Origin of the sequence: uncultured Tateyamaria sp., assembly GCF_947503415.1 — a bacterium.
Lineage (GTDB): Bacteria > Pseudomonadota > Alphaproteobacteria > Rhodobacterales > Rhodobacteraceae > Tateyamaria.
Map to the genome: position 1 here is coordinate 124,162 of NZ_CANNDS010000002.1, position 21,347 is coordinate 145,508.

General features: G+C 60.2%; 22 protein-coding genes. 8 read left to right on the forward strand and 14 right to left on the reverse strand.

Annotation, left to right across the window (positions count from 1 at the left end; translation table 11 throughout):
* Positions 1 to 8 precede the first annotated feature (8 nt).
* From Q1A32_RS11755 to Q1A32_RS11770, 4 genes are all read left to right on the forward strand, one after another.
* A complete protein-coding gene (locus Q1A32_RS11755) occupies positions 9 to 707 on the forward strand; it encodes an NYN domain-containing protein (RefSeq protein WP_299614434.1) in 699 nt (232 codons plus the stop codon).
* 4 nt (positions 708 to 711) lie between these two features.
* Complete coding sequence (locus Q1A32_RS11760; RefSeq protein WP_299653250.1) at positions 712 to 1,587, forward strand: DMT family transporter; 876 nt, start codon at positions 712 to 714, stop codon at positions 1,585 to 1,587.
* A gap of 67 nt (positions 1,588 to 1,654) precedes the next feature.
* Positions 1,655 to 2,929, forward strand: coding sequence for a phosphopyruvate hydratase (gene eno, locus Q1A32_RS11765; RefSeq protein WP_299653253.1), 1,275 nt, complete (start codon positions 1,655 to 1,657; stop codon positions 2,927 to 2,929).
* A gap of 25 nt (positions 2,930 to 2,954) precedes the next feature.
* Entirely contained in the window at positions 2,955 to 3,464 is a 510-nt protein-coding gene (locus tag Q1A32_RS11770) for a GNAT family N-acetyltransferase (protein ID WP_299653256.1), read from the forward strand.
* Here the strand turns inward: Q1A32_RS11770 and Q1A32_RS11775 are convergent.
* Positions 3,452 to 4,498: an FAD-binding oxidoreductase gene (locus Q1A32_RS11775; protein WP_299653259.1), complete on the reverse strand. Its 1,047-nt coding sequence runs from the start codon at positions 4,496 to 4,498 to the stop codon at positions 3,452 to 3,454. The genes Q1A32_RS11770 and Q1A32_RS11775 overlap by 13 nt on opposite strands.
* A gap of 39 nt (positions 4,499 to 4,537) precedes the next feature.
* Between Q1A32_RS11775 and Q1A32_RS11780 the strand changes: the two genes are divergently transcribed.
* Positions 4,538 to 4,960, forward strand: coding sequence for a cupin domain-containing protein (locus Q1A32_RS11780; protein WP_299653262.1), 423 nt, complete (start codon positions 4,538 to 4,540; stop codon positions 4,958 to 4,960).
* Here Q1A32_RS11780 and Q1A32_RS11785 read toward each other — a convergent pair.
* Positions 4,947 to 6,050 (reverse strand): anhydro-N-acetylmuramic acid kinase, encoded by a 1,104-nt coding sequence (locus tag Q1A32_RS11785; protein ID WP_299653265.1) that lies wholly within the window; start codon positions 6,048 to 6,050, stop codon positions 4,947 to 4,949. The genes Q1A32_RS11780 and Q1A32_RS11785 overlap by 14 nt on opposite strands.
* Before the next feature lie 64 nt (positions 6,051 to 6,114).
* Here Q1A32_RS11785 and tyrS point away from each other — a divergent pair, with 64 nt between their 5' ends.
* Positions 6,115 to 7,356: a tyrosine--tRNA ligase gene (tyrS, locus tag Q1A32_RS11790; protein ID WP_299653268.1), complete on the forward strand. Its 1,242-nt coding sequence runs from the start codon at positions 6,115 to 6,117 to the stop codon at positions 7,354 to 7,356.
* Between the two features lie 42 nt (positions 7,357 to 7,398).
* Here tyrS and lpxB read toward each other — a convergent pair whose 3' ends face one another.
* The 11 genes from lpxB to frr all read right to left on the reverse strand — a co-directional run bounded on the left by lpxB (position 7,399) and on the right by frr (position 18,731).
* Positions 7,399 to 8,568, reverse strand: a complete 1,170-nt coding sequence (gene lpxB, locus Q1A32_RS11795) for a lipid-A-disaccharide synthase (protein WP_299653271.1) — start codon at positions 8,566 to 8,568, stop codon at positions 7,399 to 7,401.
* On the reverse strand, positions 8,556 to 9,455 hold the full coding sequence (locus Q1A32_RS11800; protein ID WP_299653274.1) for an LpxI family protein: 900 nt from the start codon (positions 9,453 to 9,455) through the stop codon (positions 8,556 to 8,558). Before Q1A32_RS11800 ends, lpxB begins: the two co-directional genes overlap by 13 nt.
* Positions 9,455 to 10,243: an acyl-ACP--UDP-N-acetylglucosamine O-acyltransferase gene (lpxA, locus tag Q1A32_RS11805; protein ID WP_299614424.1), complete on the reverse strand. Its 789-nt coding sequence runs from the start codon at positions 10,241 to 10,243 to the stop codon at positions 9,455 to 9,457. Before lpxA ends, Q1A32_RS11800 begins: the two co-directional genes overlap by 1 nt.
* Entirely contained in the window at positions 10,240 to 10,704 is a 465-nt protein-coding gene (fabZ, locus tag Q1A32_RS11810) for a 3-hydroxyacyl-ACP dehydratase FabZ (RefSeq protein ID WP_299653277.1), read from the reverse strand. The genes lpxA and fabZ overlap by 4 nt, the downstream gene beginning before the upstream one ends.
* A gap of 78 nt (positions 10,705 to 10,782) precedes the next feature.
* Positions 10,783 to 11,322 (reverse strand): OmpH family outer membrane protein, encoded by a 540-nt coding sequence (locus Q1A32_RS11815; RefSeq protein WP_299653281.1) that lies wholly within the window; start codon positions 11,320 to 11,322, stop codon positions 10,783 to 10,785.
* Between the two features lie 4 nt (positions 11,323 to 11,326).
* On the reverse strand, positions 11,327 to 13,579 hold the full coding sequence (bamA, locus tag Q1A32_RS11820) for an outer membrane protein assembly factor BamA (RefSeq protein ID WP_366141238.1): 2,253 nt from the start codon (positions 13,577 to 13,579) through the stop codon (positions 11,327 to 11,329).
* 454 nt (positions 13,580 to 14,033) lie between these two features.
* A complete protein-coding gene (gene rseP / locus Q1A32_RS11825; RefSeq protein ID WP_299653287.1) occupies positions 14,034 to 15,383 on the reverse strand; it encodes an RIP metalloprotease RseP in 1,350 nt (449 codons plus the stop codon).
* A 4-nt stretch (positions 15,384 to 15,387) separates the two neighbouring features.
* The gene (gene dxr / locus Q1A32_RS11830) at positions 15,388 to 16,554 is read right to left on the reverse strand and encodes a 1-deoxy-D-xylulose-5-phosphate reductoisomerase (protein ID WP_299653290.1); all 1,167 of its coding nucleotides are present in this window, start codon (positions 16,552 to 16,554) and stop codon (positions 15,388 to 15,390) included.
* A gap of 1 nt (position 16,555) precedes the next feature.
* Entirely contained in the window at positions 16,556 to 17,338 is a 783-nt protein-coding gene (locus Q1A32_RS11835) for a phosphatidate cytidylyltransferase (RefSeq protein WP_299653293.1), read from the reverse strand.
* The gene (gene uppS, locus Q1A32_RS11840; RefSeq protein ID WP_299614565.1) at positions 17,335 to 18,054 is read right to left on the reverse strand and encodes a polyprenyl diphosphate synthase; all 720 of its coding nucleotides are present in this window, start codon (positions 18,052 to 18,054) and stop codon (positions 17,335 to 17,337) included. The genes Q1A32_RS11835 and uppS overlap by 4 nt, the downstream gene beginning before the upstream one ends.
* A 113-nt stretch (positions 18,055 to 18,167) precedes the next feature.
* Positions 18,168 to 18,731, reverse strand: coding sequence for a ribosome recycling factor (gene frr, locus Q1A32_RS11845; protein WP_299614419.1), 564 nt, complete (start codon positions 18,729 to 18,731; stop codon positions 18,168 to 18,170).
* 202 nt (positions 18,732 to 18,933) lie between these two features.
* Between frr and Q1A32_RS11850 the strand changes: the two genes are divergently transcribed.
* The gene (locus tag Q1A32_RS11850) at positions 18,934 to 19,593 is read left to right on the forward strand and encodes an acyl carrier protein (RefSeq protein ID WP_299653296.1); all 660 of its coding nucleotides are present in this window, start codon (positions 18,934 to 18,936) and stop codon (positions 19,591 to 19,593) included.
* Here Q1A32_RS11850 and pyrH read toward each other — a convergent pair.
* A complete protein-coding gene (gene pyrH / locus Q1A32_RS11855) occupies positions 19,590 to 20,321 on the reverse strand; it encodes a UMP kinase (RefSeq protein WP_299653299.1) in 732 nt (243 codons plus the stop codon). The genes Q1A32_RS11850 and pyrH overlap by 4 nt on opposite strands.
* 71 nt (positions 20,322 to 20,392) lie before the next feature.
* Here pyrH and miaA point away from each other — a divergent pair, with 71 nt between their 5' ends.
* Entirely contained in the window at positions 20,393 to 21,268 is an 876-nt protein-coding gene (gene miaA, locus Q1A32_RS11860; RefSeq protein WP_299653303.1) for a tRNA (adenosine(37)-N6)-dimethylallyltransferase MiaA, read from the forward strand.
* Positions 21,269 to 21,347: the final 79 nt, after the last annotated feature.

Consider the following 21,347-nt stretch of genomic DNA (forward strand, 5'->3'; position numbering starts at 1 on the left):
GAGGCCCGATGGCCGACCGTGACCGCCCCCTGCTCGCCGTTTTGATCGACGCCGACAACGTGCCCGCCAAATTTGCCGACGCCATCCTGCGCGAGGTGACGTCGATCGGCGAGCCGGCCCTGCGGCGCGTCTATGGCGACTGGACGTCCGGCAGGCTCAAGGCGTGGTCCGAACGCATCCTTGAACTGGGTCTCGTGGCGCATCAGGACACGTCCAACACGACCGGCAAGAACGCCAGCGATATCGGACTGGTGATCGACGCCATGGACATCCTGCACGGGCGGCGCTTTGACGGATTTGTCATCGTGTCCTCAGACAGCGATTTCACCGCCCTTGCCAACCGCCTGCGCGAGGATGGCCTGACCGTCATCGGCATTGGCGAGGCGAAGGCCCCCGAAGCGCTGCGCAATGTCTGCAACCGCTTCATCCTGATCGAAAACCTCGTGGGCGAGCCGCAACCCTCCAAGGGACGCGCCAAAGCCGATGATGCCTTGTCACTGATCGAAGGGGCCATCGACAAGATCGACCAGGAAGACGACTGGTATGCTCTGGGTCAGATCGGTCAGGCGATCCAGAACGCGCACCCCGATTTCGACACGCGGACCTATGGCCACAAAAAACTGTCGGCGCTGGTCGAGGCCCTGAAAGGGGTCGAAACCCGCAAACAGGGCAATCAGCTGATGATGCGCCTGAAGCGGGCTGGCTGATCACATGGACAATCTGCGCGGCGCGGCCATCATGGTGCTGGCGATGCTTGGCTTCGCCGTCGAAGACGCGGTGATCAAATTCCTCGCCGGGGCAATCCCCATCGGGCAAATCGTCGGGTTTCTCGGGATCGGTGGCACGCTGGTCTTCGCCGGCCTTGCCCGCGTCCAGGGCCAACCCTTGTGGGACCGCGCGTTCCTGTCACCCGCCATCCTGATCCGCAACCTGGCCGAAGTTGTCGGGATGATCGGCTTTGTCACGGCCCTTGCGCTGATCCCGCTGTCGACCGCCTCTGCCATCCTGCAAGCCGCCCCGTTGCTGGTCACACTCGGCGCCGCTGTTTTCCTGGGCGAAGATGTGGGGTGGCGCCGCTGGGTCGCGATCTTCGTTGGGTTCTTTGGCGTGATGCTGATCATCAAACCCGGCACGGCAGCCTTCGACTGGAAACTGCTCTTTGCGGTCATGGGTGTGCTGGGCCTCGCCGCCCGCGACCTTGCGACGCGACGGGTCCCGACACATGTCAGCTCGGTCCAACTCAGCTTTCTGGCCTTTGTCGTCGCGATCCCGGCGGCTGTATTCCTGCTCTACGTCGGCAATGACAGCATCGTGAGCCCCACCCAGCCCCAGCTTGGCCTGCTGATTGCATCGGTCGCCATCGGCAGCCTTGCATATTTCATGATCACGGTTGCCATGCGCGTGGGTGAAATCAGCTTCGTCACACCGTTCCGCTATTCGCGCATGGTCTTTGCCCTGATCCTTGGCGCGCTGGTCTTCAACGAACGGCCCGATGCGCTGACGCTGCTGGGGGCTACCATAATCATCGCCTCCGGGCTTTACACTCTATGGCGCGAACAGATCAGGAAAACGCCCGCTGCGGCGTAAAGACTCTTGTTGTTAGCGCCAACATCGCGCTAGACGCAGCGTAACTTGACGTCAAAGGAGCCTCCCCATGAGCACCATCATCGACATCCACGCCCGCGAAATCCTCGACAGCCGGGGCAACCCCACGGTTGAGGTCGACGTGACCCTCGAAGACGGCACCATGGGCCGCGCTGCCGTGCCATCGGGCGCATCCACCGGTGCTTACGAGGCTGTAGAAAAGCGCGACGGCGACAAAGCGCGTTACAAGGGCAAGGGTGTGCTGGACGCTGTCGCCGCCGTGAACGGAGAGATTGCGGAAGCGCTGGTGGGCATCGACGCCACCGAACAGGTCGAACTGGATCAGGCCATGATCGAACTGGACGGCACCGACAACAAGGGCCGTCTGGGCGCAAACGCGATCCTTGGCGTGTCGCTGGCCACAGCCAAAGCCGCCGCCGATTGGACGCAACAACCGCTGTACCGATACATCGGCGGCACATCTGCCCGCATCCTGCCCGTCCCGATGATGAACATCATCAATGGCGGCGAACACGCGGACAATCCAATCGACATTCAGGAATTCATGATCATGCCGGTGGCCGCGGACAACATCCGCGAAGCCGTCCGCATGGGCTCCGAAGTGTTCCACACGCTGAAGAAAGAACTGTCTGACGCGGGCCTCAGCACAGGTATCGGGGATGAGGGCGGCTTTGCCCCCAACATCTCCTCCACCCGCGACGCGCTGGATTTCATCCTGAAATCTGTCGAAAAAGCGGGCTACAAACCCGGCGAAGACATCCACCTCGCCCTCGACTGCGCCGCCACAGAATACTTCAAGGACGGCAAGTATGTCCTTTCAGGAGAAGGAAAAACGCTGTCGTCGGAAGAAAACGCCGCCTATCTCGAAGCGCTCGTCAACGACTACCCCATCATCTCGATCGAAGACGGCATGGGCGAAGACGATTGGGATGGCTGGAAGGCCCTGACCGACGCCATCGGTGACAAGGTGCAACTTGTCGGCGACGACCTGTTCGTCACCAACCCCGTGCGCCTGGCCGAGGGGATCGAGCGCGGCTGCGCCAACTCGATGCTGGTAAAAGTCAATCAAATCGGAAGCTTGACTGAAACACTTCAAGCGGTCGATATGGCCCACCGCGCCCGCTACACCAATGTCATGTCGCACCGCTCGGGCGAGACGGAGGACGCCACCATCGCCGACCTCGCCGTCGCCACCAACTGCGGCCAGATCAAGACCGGCTCGCTCGCCCGCTCAGACCGGCTCGCGAAATACAACCAACTGATCCGCATCGAGGAAATGTTGGGCACCAGCGCCGAATTTGCGGGGCGTTCAATCCTCAAGTAATCGAATCTACAAGAGCATTCAGCCGATGCCTCTCACGATCCGCCCGGCCACGCCCGCTGACATGGACGATGTCGCGCGCCTGTGCTGGGCGTATCGCGATCTGCTGGTTGAACGGTCAGATGGCCTGCCTCCGGTGGTTGACGCGTACTATGCCAAGGACAGTTACGCCGCCCTCATCGCCGACCTGCCCCGTATCCACGCACGGCCAAAGGGCGATATTCTGGTTGCGACGCTGAACGACACAGTCGTCGGCTGCGCGATGTACTACCCGTTGGCTGAACCCGGCACGACCGAGATCAAGCGCGTCTATGTCGACACCGCAGCTCGCGGGACCGGCGCAGGTCGCGCGCTGATGCAAGACGCCATGCAGCGCGCACGAGCCGATGGCTACACCCGCATGGTGCTCGACACCATCATCCGCCTGCCCGAAGCCATCGCGCTCTACGAACGGCTCGGTTTCGAACCCTGTGCCCCGTATTACGACCCCGACCCGGCTTTCGCGCCCTTCCTGCGCTTCTTCGATCACCCGCTCTGAAAGCGATCCGGCGCATAAGGGGCCATCAAAGCCGCCTGTTCATTGGTCAACGCAGTGTCACAGATCACCGCCGCCATCAACTCACCCGCAATGGCCGCCAACGTCACGCCAGAGTGCATGACCGCCGCATAGCACCCGGTCGGCCCAGCCGCGCCCATCACCGGCAATCCATCCTCCGGCACAGGCCGATCCGCCAGCATGGCATGGTCCCAAGCAATGTCATGCCCCGGCACCAGCGCCTGCAACCGTGCCGTCGCATCGTTCGCCAGGTCATCCAGGCCCCGCGTCACCTCCGTGCTGTCATCCGCCTGATGGTTGGCAGCCGTCGGCGTCCAGATGTGCCCGTCCGCATCCTGCCTCACCTCGCCACCGGGCGTGACCAGCACATGTGACATCACCGGCGGTACGGCGTGGGTGCGCACCATAACACCCGGACGGCGTAGCATTGGCAGAGCCACACCAAGCTGCTCCAGCAGCACAGGACTGCCGTTGCCCGCCGCCACGACAACACGATCTGCCGCCATGTGCCCCTGTGCGGTCTGCACGCCCGTGACGGCGCCACCGCGATGGGTGATCGCCTCAACCCGTACGCCGCTGATGCGCGTGACGTCACACAGCAACCGATGCGCAGTCGCCATCGGCTCCGCCACCCCCTCCACCGCAAAGCGCAACGCGCGCTCGGGCGTCACGACATGCGGTTCCAATCGGCGCAAGGCCTCACCCGCGACCACCTCAACATCATAACCGAGGCCCTCCAACGCATCCCCCTGCGCCTCAAGGCCAGCGCCTTGCTCTTCCCAGCACAAGGCCCCCGTCCACGACACGCCCACGCCAAGCCGCCGCCACGCCTCGATCCCAGCCTGCCGCAGACGAAAGTGATTCTCACCCAGAAAAAAACTTGCATTCACCCAGCCGAAGGACGCCGCGGTGGCTCCCGGCCCGTTGTCAAAGGAAACCACTTCGGACCCATGCGCGCGCGCCTGGTGGGCAATCGCAGCGCCAATGATCCCGCCGCCGATGATGATGGTCTTCATGCTCTTGCCCCCCTGCCGCGGCCACCCTACCGTCGCGCCATGACAGCACAAGAGATCATCGACCACCTGCGCCTGCAGCCACATCCCGAAGGCGGGCACTACCGCCAGACCTGGGTGGCCGAAAACGATGGCCGCCCCACCGGCACGTGCATCTATTTCCTGCTGAAAGCCGACGAAAGCAGCCACTGGCACAAGGTCGACGCAACCGAAATCTGGCTCTACCATTCGGGCGCACCGCTGATCCTGTCGCTCAGCGGTACAGACAGCGGCCCTGCAACGGATCACCTGCTGACCCCCGACCTCCGCAAAGGTGCACCGCAACTCATCGTCCCCGAAGGCCACTGGCAAGCCGCCCGAACCACAGGCGACTACACATTGGTCAGCTGCACCGTCTCGCCGGGTTTTCAGTTCGACGGGTTCACGCTCGCGCCAAACGGCTTCGACATCCCTAGGGATAGCTGACAGTCCCCCCACCCACAGCGGCCCGAACCCCGGTCGTCCCGGGACAAGAGGTCGGCAACCCGCGCGCCACACGCACCGCGAGATAGGCAAAGGCCTGCGCCTCAAGCATATCGCCATCCAGCCCCACATGCTCAACCGCATGCACAGGGCAATCCAGCGACACCTCAAGCATCCGCATCAGCACCGGATTACGCCGCCCGCCACCCGTGACCAACACCTGAGACGGCACACGCGGACAATGCTGCATCGCCTCAGCGACACCGGCTGCACACATGGCTGTCAGGGTGGCAGCCGCATCGGCATCACTCAACTCACTGACCAATCCCACCATCTCAGCAAAGTCGTTCCGGTCGAGCGACTTGGGCGGCATCCGTGCAAAATACGGCTCGGCCAGAAACAACTCCAGCGCGCCCGTCTCGACCGTGCCTGAGGATGCAATGCGCCCCCCGTCATCATAGGGCACACCCAACCGGGCCTGCATCAGATCATTCAGCGGCGCGTTGGCAGGGCCGGTGTCAAACGCCAGCAACGCCCCCTCATCTTCAGGACGCTCCGCCGCCGGATCGACCCATGTTAGATTGCCCACACCGCCAAGGTTCAGAAACGCAACCGGGGCCTCAGCCCCGATCCACTTGGCACAGGCAAAGTGGAAAAACGGGGCAAGCGGCGCGCCCTCGCCCCCCAACTCCACATCCGCAGACCGGAAATCCCACACGACAGGCAGACCAAGGGATTGCGCCAAAGCCGCCCCATCGCCCAACTGCAACGTGCCTTGCATGCGCGGGGCGTGAGCCACGGTCTGCCCGTGAAACCCAACCAGATCCACGCCCTCAAAGCCCGACAAAAGCGCCTCATGGGCGTCCATCACCACGTCATTGGCCGGGTCCAACGCCGGCCCCGTCCACTGACCCAACGCAGCGCGCAAAGTCTTCTGCTCATTCGCGGAGTAGCCACGGTAATCATGCGCGCCAAATCCATGAATGGTCACGCCATCCGTGCGCAAAACAGCCGCATCAACCCCATCCAAAGACGTGCCCGACATCGCCCCAAGGGCCGTGATCACCGCCCCTTTATCTCTGACCTTATCCATGGCCTTTTCCTTTGCCCGTCCCCCGCTTATAGACTGCGGCAGCGCCGATCCAAGGACAAGCCAAATGACCTACACGCCCCGTTCCGATTTCCTGCACGTGATGCAAAGCCGTGGCTTTCTGGCCGACTGCACCGACATGCAATCGCTGGACGAGATGCTGCTGACACCGGGGCAAACGGCCTATATCGGCTTTGATGCGACGGCAAAGTCGCTGCATGTGGGCTCGCTCATCCAGATCATGATGCTGCGCTGGTTCCAGCAGACGGGGCACAAGCCGATCACCCTGATGGGTGGTGGGACGACCAAGGTGGGCGATCCATCCTTCCGCGCCGATGAACGCCCCCTGCTTGGCCCTGAACAGATCGACGCCAACATCGCAGGCATCAAAGAGGTCTTCTCGGCCTACATCGACTACGACGCGGGCGCGATGATGCTGAACAACGCCGAATGGCTCGATGATCTGAACTACCTCGATTTCCTGCGCGACATCGGACGGCATTTTTCGATCAACCGCATGCTGTCGTTCGAGAGCGTGAAATCCCGGCTCGACCGTGAACAGTCGCTCAGCTTTCTCGAATTCAACTACATGATCCTGCAAGCCTATGACTTCATGGAGCTGAACCGCCGCTATGGCTGCATCCTGCAAATGGGCGGCAGCGATCAATGGGGCAACATCGTCAACGGCATCGACCTGACCCGCCGGGTGATCCAGAAAGAAGTGTTTGGCCTGACCTCGCCGCTGCTCGAAACCTCGGACGGCAAGAAGATGGGCAAATCCCAATCCGGTGCCGTCTGGCTGAATGCCGAAATGCTGTCGCCCTACGAATTCTGGCAGTTCTGGCGCAACACGACGGACGCCGATGTGGGCCGGTTCCTGAAGCTCTACACCGAATTGCCTTTGGACGAATGCGATCGTCTGGGCGCGCTGGAGGGGTCCGAGATCAACGAGGGCAAGGCGACCCTCGCCACAGAAATCACCACCCTTCTGCACGGTGCAGATGCGGCCGCCGCCGCCGCAGCTACCGCCCGCGAGGTCTTTGAAAAGGGCGGCGTGGGTGATGACCTGCCCACCCTTACCTTGAGTGCCGAGGACGTCGGTGACGGCATCTCCATCGTGCAACTGATCGTCAAATCCGGCCTCGCCGGATCAGGCAAGGAAGCCAAGCGCCTGATTGCCGAAGGTGGGGCCAAGATGAACGACGCACCGCTGACCGAAGCGGGGACGATGATCGACGCATTAACACTTTCCGAGCCGATCAAGCTCTCTGCCGGTAAAAAGCGGCATGCACTGGTGCAAATAGGTTAATCTCTGACCGTACGGTCAATTCTGTCCCCGCGGGGACAAATGTCAGCGCAGACGCTGCAAGACTGCGCGGGCAGCCCGTACGCCCGGGTCAGCCCCGCCGCGGCCCAAAACATCCATGGTGAGTTCCATCGCTTCGCGTTGTTCTTCGGATTGAACGAACAAACGCTCCATCGCTGCGACCACATTTTCGACATTGAACGCCTTGCCCACCACTTCCGGAACGACTCGTGTGTCGGCGACATGGTTGATCAGGCTGCCTGTATCGGTGATGGCCATCCTGCTGATGATGGCACGGCTCAACCAATGGAAATCATACGCGCTGACCATCGGCGTGCCTGCCGCAGCCAATTCCAATGCAACCGTGCCGGAGGTCGCAAGGGCGACGTCAGCCGCTGCAAACGCCACCCGCTTTTCTGCCAACGCAGCCTTTGGATCCTGTCCTCTTGGATCAAGCACGAGCGGTTTCACAGGCCACGTTGCCACCTGATGTTGCACCAGTTCCGCAACAGATTCCGCCGCAGGCAACACCATTTTCATATTGGGTCGCGATGCAGCCAAGCGCCCGAGAGCCGCGCCAAAGACTGGCCCCATACGGGCAATTTCCCCGCGCCGTGACCCCGGCAACACCAACACCAGTGGGTTGGCATCTGTCAGCTCGTGACGATGCCGAAAGGCCGCCTGTTCTTCTGGGCTGGCCCGCAGCACGGTGGCCGCGGGATGGCCCACGAAATCGCAGTCCATCCCTTCGGCTTCCATATAGGGGGGCTCAAACGGAAAAAGAGCGAGCACATGGTCGATCATTTTCGCCATTTTCTTTGCCCGACCCGGTCGCCATGCCCACACCGTCGGGGCCACATAGTGAACAGTCCGAATATCAGAAGTCGCCTTGACCAACTTGGCGACGCGTAATGAAAAGTCCGGGCTGTCGATGGTGATCAAAACGTCAGGCTGCATGTCGATCACAGCCTGCGCCGTTTCAGCAATGCGGCGCTTGAGATGGCGGTACTTTGGCAAGACCTCGGCGATGCCCATGACGGTCAGTTCAGACATATCAAAACGGCTGACCAACCCCTGAGCCTGCATCAACGGCCCACCGATACCGTCAAATGTCACACCACCGGGCGCTTCTTTTTTAAGGCCAGCCATGAGCGCGCCGCCCAAAGCGTCTCCGGACGGCTCTCCCGCCAGGACAAAGACCCTCAACGCACCCATAAAAACAATCCAGCGTCGTCCAGAAGACGCACGACCTCGTCCCGCTCAAGGACCATGACCCCACCAGACGCGATGACCATACCGTCCAGCCGCGCATCTATGACGGCACGGGCCGTTTCGGGTCCGATCGTTGGCAGATCAATGCGGTGATCCTGCTGCGGTTTTGGTGCTTTGAAAAAGATCCCACCGGCGGGTTTGGCCCGCGCTTCGGCTACCGGGCCGGACAGCCAATCGGCTGCATCGTCCAGAATGTCCCCCACGAAGTCCATTGCCGCGCCAAACGGATCGTCATTTGCAGCGGGCATGGGCGTCGCTGGACTGTCCAAAAGACCTCGGAGCATCGCATCAGTCCCGCGCGCATCCTCCCGCGCAATCACTTGCCCGTCCCGCACAACACAGGACTGCCCTTCGTCCGCACGCCCTTGTTCGACCGACACCTGTTCCGCGGAAAGAACCTGCGCGTCAGTACCTTCACGTACTTGCGTATGGGTCAGAACGCCTTGCGGCGGCAGAAGGTCAGGCGCAAGTGCATGTGCCCCATGCACCACCATTCCACGCTTTTCAAACAACCCGAGGATGGCACGCAAAGCGGCATCTTCGCCGTCCTTGACGGCCTTGGCCAAGCTCGGGACAAGCGGCATGGTCCGTGTGTCCAGTTTCATCGGGTTGAAGCCTGGTCTTTGGATTGCCCCACAGAAACAGACAGCAGTTACGCCCCGCTCCACCAGTCGGTGCAGCAGTGTTCCAATTGTCTCCAGGCGGAACCACAGTTCCACCTCCAACCCATCCGGCTGGTGGCCTTCGAGCGCACAGATCAAAGGCGGCGTTGCTTGACCCGCGGCCACCACCGACGGCAGCGCCCCGGTTCCAGTGACCAGCGCCAGCATCAGCGGGGTGTCAGGAACGACCGATCGCTGTCGCCCATCACAAAATCAACGATTTCCCGGACGTAAGCGCTGTCGGTTTCCTTGCCCAACCGCTCGGCTCGATTGTGGAACGTGCCTTCGCCTTGGGCCAACATCTGGAACGCCGCCCGCAAGGCAGTGATGTCACTGCGGGCCACACCCCGCCGTTTCAGTCCAACGAGATTGAGACCATCAAGGTCACCGCGGGGCGCCTGGACGAGGCCGTATGGAATGACGTCATTTGTCACCATGGTGACAGCGCCAATGATGGCGCCGCGGCCGATGCGCACAAACTGGTGGATGCCGGACAGGCCACCGACGATGACATCGTCCTCGAGAATGCAATGGCCGGCGATGGCCGCGGAGTTCACCACAATCACCCGGTCGCCGACATGCGCATCATGCGCGATGTGGCACCCCGCCATGAACAGGCCGTCATCTCCGATCTTTGTAACGCCGCCACCGCCTTCGGTTCCGCCGTTCATAGTGACATGTTCGCGGATGCGGTTCCGTTTGCCGATGACAAGACGGCTGGCTTCGCCTTTGAATTTCAGATCCTGTGGCACTTCGCCGATAACGGCGAATGGGAAGATCGTGGTTCCCTCGCCCACCTCCGTGTGACCCGTCGCGACCACATGGCTTTTCAAAACCACGTCGGGGCCAATCACGACATCGGGGCCAATCACGCAGAATGGCCCCACTTCGGCGCTCGGATCGATTTGTGCGCCTTCTTCAATCACGGCTGAGGGGTGAATGCCGGGCGTGCTCATGTCGATGGCAGGTCCATCATTGCTGTAAACTCAACCTCGCAGGCCATTTCACCATCCACTTCTGCAACGCCCGCGAATTTCCAGACTTTGCCGCCCGGTTTACCACGGACTGTAGTGAGATTGAGTTTCAAAACATCACCGGGCACGACCATGCGGCGGAATTTACACTTGTCGATGGCCATGAAGTACACCAGCAGGTTCTTGTCAGCCAGATCAAGGGCTACACCTACCATAACGGCCGCCGTTTGCGCCATCGCTTCAACAATCGTCACGCCGGGCATGATGGGATGCCCAGGAAAATGCCCCTGAAAATGCGGCTCGTTCATGGTGACATTCTTGATGCCCGTTGCGGACTGGAACCCGTCAATGTTTTCGACCCGGTCTACCAGAAGAAACGGGTAACGGTGAGGAATGATCCGTTGGATCATCCCGATATCGGCGGATTTCAATTCTGTGGTCATGGAATGCCCAGGCCTTTTGTATTTGGTCTTTTGCGTGATCGTGCCTAGCAAGCCATAGCGGCCCCCGCAAGCACGCGCCTACTGCTGTTCGGTTCCGTCGCCCAGAACAGCATCCATCCGAGAAATGGCGAGGTCGGTAATATCGATCGCATTTGCACTGACAAATACGCTGCGCTGTTCAAGGATCACAGCAGCTCCGGCATCGCGCATGATCTTTTCGAGAACTGGCGCCGCCGATGCCAGAAAACGGTCCCTGTTCTCTTCCAGAAGGGCGGCGATAGATCGGCTTCGCGCCTCGCGGTCGCGGCGGATCACCTCGACCCGCGCATCGAATGCATCTGCCAAGGCTCGGAATGCGTCCGGCTCCATGTCTGCGCGTTGATCTGTCAGCGCCTGTTCTTCGGCTTCAAGCTCCGCCTCGATACGTCGATTGTCTTCAGCAAGGGCTGACGTTTGCGCCTCGATCTCGCGCACGACCCGCTGGCCAAACGCGCTGTCGCTGTAAAGCCGATCACTGTCTATCGTCAGGATCGGGCTGCGGACGTCTTGAGCCTGAGAAAATGTGGCCCCAATCAGGGCCACAAGCGCAATCACTACGGCTTGGACAAGCCTGACCATCACATCAGAACGTCGTCGAGATTGTCAGGTCGAACGACTGTTCCTCATCAAAGTCTTCCTTGCTGAGCGCGTTGGAGAAGTTCAACCGCAACGGTCCGATGGCTGTATCCCAAAAGACCGAAAAGCCGATCACGTGGCGGAACGAACCACCTTCGCCGACAACATTCCCGCCGGACAGATCAACGCCGTCCAGATCCCAAAGGTTACCAACGTCGTAGAAGACTCCGCCTCGAATTCCCAATTCCTCGGGCAGCCCAAGCGGGAACTCGGCTTCGAAGCTTGCCGCAACGAACAGGTTGCCCCCCAATGGATCAGGATCCGAACCTTCAGCGTTCAAGTCTCGCGGACCAATGCCACCAGGTTCGAAACCACGAAGAACACGCGGTCCCAGAATGAAACGGTCAATTGTCCGATTGGTCCCACCATTGAAAGACAGGTAACCACCTTCTAGCGTCGCGCGGAGTGTCACCTCTTCGTTGAAGGCAAGACGTTGCCCGATGACTTTGCCACGCGTTCGAATGTATTCGGCGTCACCGCCCAAACCAGCAAATTCCTGGGAAAACTCGAACAAGACTCCGGCGTTCGGATTCAAGCCCCGATCTCGCGTGTCATAGGTATAGGTGTAGGACAATGCCGACGCGACTTGTTCACCCACGTCAATTTCGCGCTGAACGATTGGACCGTTTGCAGTCGGGTCGCGCTCAATCATCTCGTCTTCCAGATAGGAGTAGCTTAGCGTCAGCCGCCCACGCTCACTGACTGGGAATGTCAGGCTTGGTCGGAAGACAAGCGACTCGGAATCGTAGTTTGCAAAACTTGAATCAGTTTCGCTGTACTCCAAGTTCAAGCCAAACGCGACATCGCGCCCAAGAAAAGATGGCTCGACAAAGGTGAGGCCGTATTGCTCCGCCTCTTCCGCAGTCGAGAAATTGAAACCCAGAGTTTGGCCTCGGCCAAGAAAGTTGCGTTCTGTGAAGGCGACAATCAGCCCGAAACCGTCTTCTTGCGAGAATGCACCGCCAAAGTTGAGCGAGCCAGTTGGTCGTTCTTCAACATCGACGTCGATCACAACCTGATCCGGGCTCGACCCCTCACGGGCATTTACATCAGCCACTGCGAAGAAATTCAGAACGCGAATACGCTCTGCCGCGTCACGAATTTCGCGCGGATTGAAGGGATCGCCCTCAGCAACTTTGAACTGACGGCGGATCACACGGTCAAGAGTTGTGGTGTTTCCCTCGATATCGATACGTTCAACAAACACGCGCGGACCTCGGCTGAGGACAAATTCGACATCCAGCGTCAATGCCCGCTCGTTTCTGGTCACGCGTGGCTCAACCCGCAGAAAATCGACACCTTCACGCTGCGCTTGGCGCTCAAGCCGCGAGATTTCGGCTTCAACCAGTGTTGGCGAATAGATAACGCCTGGCCGAACCTTCAGAAGCTCCTGGTAGGCGTCACCATCTACGTTCGGCAATTCGCTCACAACACTCACTTCGCCGAAGGAGAATTGTTGCCCTTCCTGAACGTTGAACGTCAGGAAAAAACCATCGCGCTCTTCGGTGAGTTCGGCATTCGTACTCACAACACGAAAGTCGACATACCCCCGAGAGTTGTAAAAGTCAGTCAGAACCTGCTTGTCGAATTCGATGCGGTCCTCGACCAGTGTGTCTGACCGGATTAGCAGCCTGAAAATCCCTGCTTGCTTGGTGTCCAGAACCCGACGGAGCCTACGGTCAGAATACAGCCGGTTGCCGACAAAGCTGATGCGCTCGACCTCGACGACGTCGCCTTCGAAAATCTCGAACACGAGATCGACACGGTTTTCCGACCGCCGAATGATCCGCGGGTTGACGCGCGCCGCGACGCGACCTTGAGAGCTGTAGGCCTCTGCAATCGCGCCAGCGTCCCGTTCTGCCTGCGCTGGCGAAAACACCTGACGTTCCTGACTTTGCACAATAGCAGACAGCGCCTCGTCATCCACACGTCGGTTGCCTTCAAAGGTCAGTCGATTGATTGTCGGAAATTCCGAAACGGTGATCACCAGCGTGCCACCCTGCGGAACGACAGATACGGACTCGAACAGTCCGCTGGCTTCGAGGTTGCGTCGCGCATCGTTTAACTGACCCGCAGACAGCGTTTGGCCCGGAGCGATTCCAGCCCGCGTCAGAACGGCCGCATCGCCCACACGGGCGTTTCCGTCGATCACGATCGTATTGAATTGAAAGCTTTGCGCATGCGCTGGGGCCACCACCATGGCCCAAGACACTGTAATCAGCGTCAAAACTGCTACTACTCTCAGCACCCCCCGCCAGCACTTGCGTGCTTGCGACCGTGCGCCCCTCATCCCCAGTCCCATGGTTTTGCCCCACGTGTTCCGACATCCAGTGTCAACGTGAGTAACGGCATTGCGAGGTGTTGTCAAAAGCCCAAAACCCCGTGTGTTACGACGGGGTCATTGGCACATCTTGTGGATAATTCCGTGTGGTCAGAGACTTCCGAGCCACGCGCCAGCCGCCAAAGCGGTGGCCAGGGTCAAGCAATACAAGGCTCGATCCCAGTTCAGCAGCATCAAAAGGCTCAAGCCGCGGTATCCAGTTTGAATCGTCTGCATAGTTCCGTCCTTTGGTTGCAACGATAAATACGCAGCGATTGCGGCAGGACGTGGGGCGAAATGTGACCAAAATTGGGCAGAAAGTCCGACAATCGGATCACGGACAGAACAGATCATTTCCCAACGCAAACACCATCAAGCTCAAAACAAGAGCCAGGCCGAACACCATCAGGATTCGCAGTGCGCCATCGCTTGGTGGTTTGCCGGTCGCCGCCTCGTAGACGTAAAACACGAGATGACCACCGTCCAAGGCAGGTATCGGGAAAAGGTTGAGTAGACCAACGGCCGTTGAAAGAACCGCAATGAACCAGATGAAGCTTTGCGCACCTTGACTGGCCATCGTGCCCGACACTTGCGCAATACCGATGGGTCCGGACAGGTTGCAGGTACTGATCGCGCCTGTGACCATGTGACCAAGCCCGGAGATCGATCCGGTGATGATCCTCCATGTCTGAGCAACGCCACCTGTGACCGCATCTACGACGCCCGGCGTTTCACTGGCCGGGTCAAATGCGTTGCCACTTGCCACGCCGATCCGCCATTGGGTCGCAAATCCACCGCCGTCCTGAGGTTCGTCCACACGCTTCGGGGCCAGGCTTTTTTGAAGCAATTCACCATTGCGCCAAACGCCCAGATCAAGCGTGTCGCCATTTGACCCTTCGACCGCCGACACCAGTTGTCGAAAGGCGAACACGTCTTCGCCATTGATTGAGGTGATCACATCGCCCTGCTCAAGCCCCGCGGCAAGTGCGGCACTGCGTGGACTGACGGACCGGACCAAAGGCGGGCGCAAGTACGGCCCCTGCACCACCACTTCGTCACCATCCCGATCAACGGTGTAGTCCAGCACGCGCTCAAACGGCAGGTCTTCCATCAAAGCGCCATAGGCGGGGTCAGAAAAACTTGGCACCGGGATGCCGTTGATCTCAAGCACCACGTCCCCGGCCTCCAACTCCTGCACCTCAATGGGCAGCGGTTGGATGTCACCCACGGTAAGCGGATCGCGCGGCACGCCATTGGAATAGCCGACGATGGCGAACACCAAAATCGACAGGGCAAAATTGAATGCGGGGCCTGCCGCGACAGTGGCGGCACGCGCCCAAAGCGGCGCACCATGCATTGTTCGGCGCAAGGCAACAGGATCGGCCGCGGCCTCTTTCATTGCGCCTTCATCCTTGCCGGAGGCTGCGTTGGCGTCGCCTGCGAATTTCACGTAGCCGCCAAATGGAAGGGCCGCGATCTGCCAGCGCGTGCCGCGCTTGTCCACGCGGCTCCACAGCACGGGGCCAAAGCCGATCGAGAACACGTCCGCATGGATGCCCGACCAGCGGCCCACAATGTAGTGGCCGTATTCGTGGATGGCGACGATGACGCTGAGCGCCACGACGAAAAAGAAGATGGTCCAGGCGAATCCGCCGAAGGCGGGAATCAGGGCCGAAATGTCCAAGGTGTTATCCTGCTCGTTGCTCGATCACGTCGCGGGTGGCTTGTCGTGCCATTTGGTCCGCTGCGTGCACGTTATCAAGGGTCATTGGGGCATCAATATGGCTGGGGGGCGTGGTGCTCAACACTTCTTCGACCACTTCAGCCATGGTTGGAAATCGGATGCGCCCGCCAATAAAGCCATCCAAAGCCGTTTCTTTGGCGGCATTGAACACGGCACCTGAAAGACCGCCCCGTTCCATCACTTCGCGGGCTAGACGCAGGGCGGGCCAGCGTATTTCATCAGGTGCGCGAAAGGTCAGAACGCTGATTTTGGCAAGGTCGAGCCGGTCCACCGGCAGCGTTTTGCGGTCAGGCCAGTGTAGCGCGTAGCCGATGGCGTGGCGCATGTCGGGCGGCCCGACATGCGCCATCAGCGCGCCATCGTTGAAGCCAACCATGGCGTGGATCATGGATTCGGGGTGCACCAGCACTTCGATCTGGTCAGGGCGGACGCCGAAATATTCCTTGGTCTCAATCAGTTCGAGGGCCTTGTTGAACATTGACGCACTGTCGATGGTGATACGCTGGCCCATATCCCAGTTGGGATGCGATGACGCCTCGGCCAGTGTCGCCTGCGCCAGTTTTTCGAGCGGCCAGTCGCGGAACGCACCCCCGCTTGCGGTGATGATGATCCGTTCGACCGCATTCATGTCCTCGCCCACTAGCGCTTGGAAGACCGCAGAGTGTTCGCTGTCTACGGGAAGCAGACGAGCGTTGTGTGTCTTGGCCGTGGACAGGATCAGTTGTCCCGCGCATACCAGTGATTCCTTGTTGGCAAGCGCGAGCGTTGCCCCCTGCTGCAAGGCACAGATGCCCGGGGCAAGCCCGGCGGCACCCACAATGGCCGACATCACCCAATCGGCAGGTCGGCACCCGGCTTCCGTCAGAGCCGCCTGCCCGGCCGCGGCTTCAACCCCGGAACCATTGAGCGCTGTGCGCAAGTCATCCAATCGAGCTTCATCCGCCGTAATCGCGATGTCCGCGTCCAAGCGGATGGCATCTGCTGCGAGCTGTTTGATGTTGGACGCGCCAGTCAGTGCCACCACGTCATAAGCCTCGGGATCGCGTGCGATCAGGTCGATGGTGTTCTGGCCGATGGAGCCGGTGGCCCCAAAGATCGACACGCGACGCATATCACACGCTCCAGGGGAATGCGGCGACCTGGCCCAGCATCAGGAAGAAGACGGACGCGCCCAGCATACCATCGAACCGGTCGAGCACGCCGCCATGGCCCGGGATCAGCGACGAGCTGTCCTTGACGCCCATGCGCCGCTTCATGGCGCTTTCGGCGATGTCCCCCATCTGGCTGGCCATGGAAACGGCGACGGACACACCGATCAGTTGCAGCGACGCGCCCGTATTGATGGCGAAAAGAGCGCCCACAACCCCTGCCCCGATCCAGCCTGCAACCGTGCCCGCCCATGTTTTCTTGGGGCTGACGCGGGGCCAGAACTTGGGTCCGCCGATCATGCGACCCGCGAAATAGCCGACAACATCTGTGACCACCACGACCAACACCAGCCAAACCATCCAGCCAAAGCCCAGATCGTCGCGCACGTTCATCATGCCAAAGCCAGCCATAAGCACGAGCAAGGTGAAGATCATGTAGGTGGAGCGGTTTTGTTTGAGCTGGCCCAGCCCGACCATGCAGGGCGCCAACAGCAGCGGTAGCGCAAAGCCAGTCGGCAGGTAGACCGCCAGCAGGGTTGCCACACCTGACACCCCGCCCAGCTGCAAGGCCACGCCGGGCTGGTCGGGCGACACGATGCGCACCAGTTCCCAGACCATCAGGCCGCAAATGATCGCGACCAGAACGTGGAAGATGTCCCCACCCGCCCAGATGCCCCAAATGCCGATCAGGACCATGACAAGGCCCGAACCCATGCGCGCGGCAAGATCTGACCACTTCTCGTTCATGTCTTCACCCCGCCAAAGCGTCGGTCCCGCCCGCCATAGGCGGCGCACAGGCTTGTAAATTCCTCGCGGCTGAAGTCGGGCCAGAGCGTGTCGATGAATTCGTATTCTGCGTAAGCGGATTGCCACAGAAGGAAGTTGGAGATACGCGCCTCACCACTTGTGCGGATCACGAGGTCTGGATCAGGTAAAACATAAGTGTCCAAGTATCTTGGCAGTGTTTCTTCATTCATCTCGTCAGGATGCAACTTGCCCTCGGCCACGTCGCGCGCAAGGCGCTTGGTGGCCCTGGCAACCTCATCTCGCCCGCCGTAGTTCAGCGCGATGGTCAGGTTGACGGTCGTGTTGTCGGCGGTCAGCCCTTCCAATTCGTCCATGAGCGCGATCAGCTTGGTATCAAGCCGCACACGGTCGCCAATGAAACGAACACGCGCGCCGAATTCGTTCAGGCTGCGCGCTTCCTTTGAGATGTAGCGGCGAAAGAGGCTCATCAAACCGGCCACTTCCACCTGCGTGCGCTTCCAGTTCTCGGTCGAGAAGGCAAAAATGGTCAGGTATTCGACGCCGATGTCGGGACAGGTCTGCACAATCTCGCGGACGCGTCGAGCACCCGCATGGTGACCGAACAGACGTGGACGACCCCGCTGCGTGGCCCATCGACCATTGCCATCCATGATGATGGCGACGTGGCGCGGACCGGTATGTGAGGCGTCTGCGATGGTGTTTTCCTAGAAATGTACCGGCGATTGCCCGTCTAAAGCGGTTCCGCCCCTTGACACCTCAAACGCTCCCCCGGAGCGTTTGCCTGCGCGTTACCGCACAGGTACCGGTGTCAAACCTGCATGATTTCGCCCTGCTTGGTCTCAAGCGCGGTATCGACGGATTTGATGTATTTATCCGTCATTTCCTGCACTTCGTCCTGCCACAGCTTTTCGTCGTCTTCGGACATGCCATCGGCCTTGGCCTTCTTGATCTGGTCCATCCCGTCACGCCGCAGATTACGGATGCTGACGCGGGCGTTTTCGGCATAGCTGCCTGCCACCTTGGTCAGATCGCGACGGCGTTCTTCGTTCAATTCGGGGATCGGCAGCATGATGATGGTGCCGTTGAGCTGCGGGTTGATGCCCAGACCGCTCTCGCGGATCGCCTTTTCGACCTTGCCGACCAGCCCCTTGTCCCAGACATTCACAGTGACCATGCGCGGCTCAGGCACGTTCACGGTGCCCACCTGATTGATCGGCGTCATCGAGCCGTAGGCATCCACCATCACCGGCTCCAGCATCGAGGCCGAGGCCCGGCCCGTACGCAGTGATGCAAATTCGGTTTTGAGGTTGGCCATGGCGCCATCCATACGGCGCTCAAGGTCATCAGTGTCGAGCATGAAGTCGTCAGACATCGCATTCCCCGTGTTCGTCTTCTGCCCGGATGGGCAACTTTCCGTTGGGTATAGATCAAGGCGCGGTCAGAATGCCAGAGGGGTTTCGCGCAACGCTTGTGCATGCGCGGGTTCCGCAATGCAACGCAGGCGCTGCGTCATATGCAAGCCACAATCACGGGTTACATGACCGTTCACCACAAACGAACACGCGCACTGCCCCATGACCGACGCCCTATCTACTCTGAAAAACTTCGTTGCAGAGACGCTGAACGTGCCCGTCGAAGGCATTGATATCGACAAGAGCATCGAGGATCTGGGCCTTGATTATGAAGAATGGCGCGATGCACTGGAACACGCGGCGCAGGTCCACAATGTGCCCATGGCGGACCTGTTGAACACGATGCCGGTGTACCGGATCAAGCGCGGTGACATGGCCATGGACAGCTTGCGGGATCTGGCCGCTTTTTCGCCCCGCGCCTCCGCAATGCTGCACGAATTCACGACCCGGACGCACGTGGACACCGTGCGAAGCCTTGCGCAATCGGTTGAAGCCGGACGGTATGTCGAAAGCGGTCAGATGTCTGACAGCCTGCACAGGCCGAATACGCCGCTTTGGGTCATGGGCAAAGGCATTGTGCTGACTGCGCTGGCAACAGGTATACCGTTCTTCAACATGCTGGCGCCCTGTAATCCGTTGAGAACCTACTGCTTTGCACCCGCTTCAACAAAGTATTGGGAGACCGCACAGTTCACGCTGCCGGTCTTTGCGGTCGTGCTGTTGTTCTGGTTGGGTCCGGGGCTTTACGAAATCCGGGCAGACATCAAAAAGCAGAGGGCCCGCAGGAAATCTGCACCGGCGTGCACCGGCACTGACGCTTAACCCTGAACGCGCGTGAACGTACCCTTGCCCTCAAGGATCGATTTGAATCCGCCGGGTGTATCCAGCGGGAAGACGATCAGCGGCAAGTTGTTGTCGCGGGCGAGCGCGATAGCCGACGCATCCATGACCCCCAGACGCTTTTGCAGCACCTCGTCATAGGTCACCATGTCGTAGCGTTTGGCATCGTTATGCTTGGCCGGGTCCTTGTCATAGACGCCGTCAACGCCGTTCTTGCCCATGAAGATCGCCTCGCAGGACATCTCGTTTGCGCGCAGGGTCGCCGCCGTGTCCGTTGTGAAATACGGGTTGCCCGTGCCAGCGGCAAAGATACAGACCCGCTTTTTCTCAAGGTGGCGCACGGCGCGGCGGCGGATATAGGGCTCGGCCACTTCGTTCATGGTGATGGCTGAAATAACACGTGTGAACACGCCCAGACCCTCAAGCGCGGATTGCATGGCAAGTGCGTTCATCACCGTGGCGAGCATGCCCATATAGTCGGCGGTCGTGCGCTCCATCCCCTGTGCAGAGCCTTGCAGGCCGCGGAACACGTTGCCGCCGCCGATCACCATGCAAATCTCGACCCCCATGTCGTGCACGGCCTTCACTTCGCGCGCGATACGTTCCACGGTCGGCGGGTGCAGACCATAGCCCTGATCGCCCATCAGCGCCTCGCCCGAGATTTTCAGCATCACCCGATTGAAGGTGGTTGGTGTCTCAGTCTCGGTCATGGCGTCCCCCGCTCTTTCAATTTGCGCGCAACCTGTCCTAAAAGCGGCGGGTTTTCAATGGATGACAACACATGATCCGCGACCTGATCGCATCCTTGCCAAATGATCTGCCTGTCCTGATTGCCGGGCCCACAGCGTCAGGTAAATCCGCATTGGCATTGGCCATTGCAGAGGCGCAAGGCGGGGTGATTGTGAATGCCGATGCGAGCCAGGTGTATGACTGTTGGCGCGTGCTGACCGCCCGTCCCTCGGTCGAAGAAGAGGCGTGTGCGCCACATGCGCTGTATGGTCATCTGCCGTATGACGCGCCCTACTCCACCGGGCACTGGTTGCGAGATGTGACACTGCTGTTGTCCGGTCCGAGACCGATCATTGTGGGTGGCACTGGGCTTTATTTCACGGCACTTACCGAAGGGCTTGCCGATATTCCGCCAACGCCGCCTGAAATACGGGCGTCTGCCGATGCCATGGACACCAAGGAAATGATCGACGATCTGGAACAGGGCACCCTGAGTAGGATCGACACTGCGAACCGCGCCCGCGTGCAACGCGCCTGGGAGGTGCAGAAAGCGACCGGGCGGGCCTTGGCCGACTGGCAGGATGATACGAACCCCGCCCTGTTGCCAGCAGGTCAGTTCAGCGGCATCGTTCTTGAAAGCCCGAAAGACTGGCTCACGCCTCGGATCGAACGCCGATTTGATCAGATGCTCAAGGGCGGTGCATTGGATGAAGCCCGCGCGATGGAAGACCGCTTTGACCCCGCACTGCCATCATGCCGCGCAATCGGCGCCGCGGAGGCGATGGCCCGCCTGCGCGGCGAGATTGACCATGCCACCGCCGTGGAACGCGCCACAATTGCCACTCGGCAATACGCAAAACGTCAGCGCACATGGTTCCGCGCACGGATGGCAGGTTGGCGCCGAGTCGCATCGAACGACCTGGGCTGAACTTGACTTAATTTGCAGATCGACGCTGAATTGATACTGCAAACGCCGAGTTGAGTTGAAGAAAACGGACAAGTCGCCC

Excerpts from the sequence above, each read along its gene's own strand:
- miaA (WP_299653303.1), top strand. The coding sequence starts at position 20,393 with ATGATCCGCGACCTGATCGCATCCTTGCCAAATGATCTGCCTGTCCTG.
- Q1A32_RS11785 (WP_299653265.1), bottom strand. The coding sequence starts at position 6,050 with ATGGATAAGGTCAGAGATAAAGGGGCGGTGATCACGGCCCTTGGGGCG.
- tyrS (WP_299653268.1), top strand. The coding sequence starts at position 6,115 with ATGACCTACACGCCCCGTTCCGATTTCCTGCACGTGATGCAAAGCCGT.
- dxr (WP_299653290.1), bottom strand. The coding sequence starts at position 16,554 with ATGCGTCGCGTGTCGATCTTTGGGGCCACCGGCTCCATCGGCCAGAAC.
- Q1A32_RS11780 (WP_299653262.1), top strand. The coding sequence starts at position 4,538 with ATGACAGCACAAGAGATCATCGACCACCTGCGCCTGCAGCCACATCCC.
- Q1A32_RS11850 (WP_299653296.1), top strand. The coding sequence starts at position 18,934 with ATGACCGACGCCCTATCTACTCTGAAAAACTTCGTTGCAGAGACGCTG.
- lpxA (WP_299614424.1), bottom strand. The coding sequence starts at position 10,243 with ATGAGCACGCCCGGCATTCACCCCTCAGCCGTGATTGAAGAAGGCGCA.
- Q1A32_RS11815 (WP_299653281.1), bottom strand. The coding sequence starts at position 11,322 with ATGGTCAGGCTTGTCCAAGCCGTAGTGATTGCGCTTGTGGCCCTGATT.
- Q1A32_RS11775 (WP_299653259.1), bottom strand. The coding sequence starts at position 4,498 with ATGAAGACCATCATCATCGGCGGCGGGATCATTGGCGCTGCGATTGCC.
- pyrH (WP_299653299.1), bottom strand. The coding sequence starts at position 20,321 with ATGACCGAGACTGAGACACCAACCACCTTCAATCGGGTGATGCTGAAA.
- Q1A32_RS11835 (WP_299653293.1), bottom strand. The coding sequence starts at position 17,338 with ATGAACGAGAAGTGGTCAGATCTTGCCGCGCGCATGGGTTCGGGCCTT.
- eno (WP_299653253.1), top strand. The coding sequence starts at position 1,655 with ATGAGCACCATCATCGACATCCACGCCCGCGAAATCCTCGACAGCCGG.
- fabZ (WP_299653277.1), bottom strand. The coding sequence starts at position 10,704 with ATGACCACAGAATTGAAATCCGCCGATATCGGGATGATCCAACGGATC.
- frr (WP_299614419.1), bottom strand. The coding sequence starts at position 18,731 with ATGTCTGACGACTTCATGCTCGACACTGATGACCTTGAGCGCCGTATG.
- bamA (WP_366141238.1), bottom strand. The coding sequence starts at position 13,579 with ATGGTGGTGGCCCCAGCGCATGCGCAAAGCTTTCAATTCAATACGATC.
- Q1A32_RS11760 (WP_299653250.1), top strand. The coding sequence starts at position 712 with ATGGACAATCTGCGCGGCGCGGCCATCATGGTGCTGGCGATGCTTGGC.
- Q1A32_RS11770 (WP_299653256.1), top strand. The coding sequence starts at position 2,955 with ATGCCTCTCACGATCCGCCCGGCCACGCCCGCTGACATGGACGATGTC.
- lpxB (WP_299653271.1), bottom strand. The coding sequence starts at position 8,568 with ATGGGTGCGTTGAGGGTCTTTGTCCTGGCGGGAGAGCCGTCCGGAGAC.
- Q1A32_RS11800 (WP_299653274.1), bottom strand. The coding sequence starts at position 9,455 with ATGCTGGCGCTGGTCACTGGAACCGGGGCGCTGCCGTCGGTGGTGGCC.
- Q1A32_RS11755 (WP_299614434.1), top strand. The coding sequence starts at position 9 with ATGGCCGACCGTGACCGCCCCCTGCTCGCCGTTTTGATCGACGCCGAC.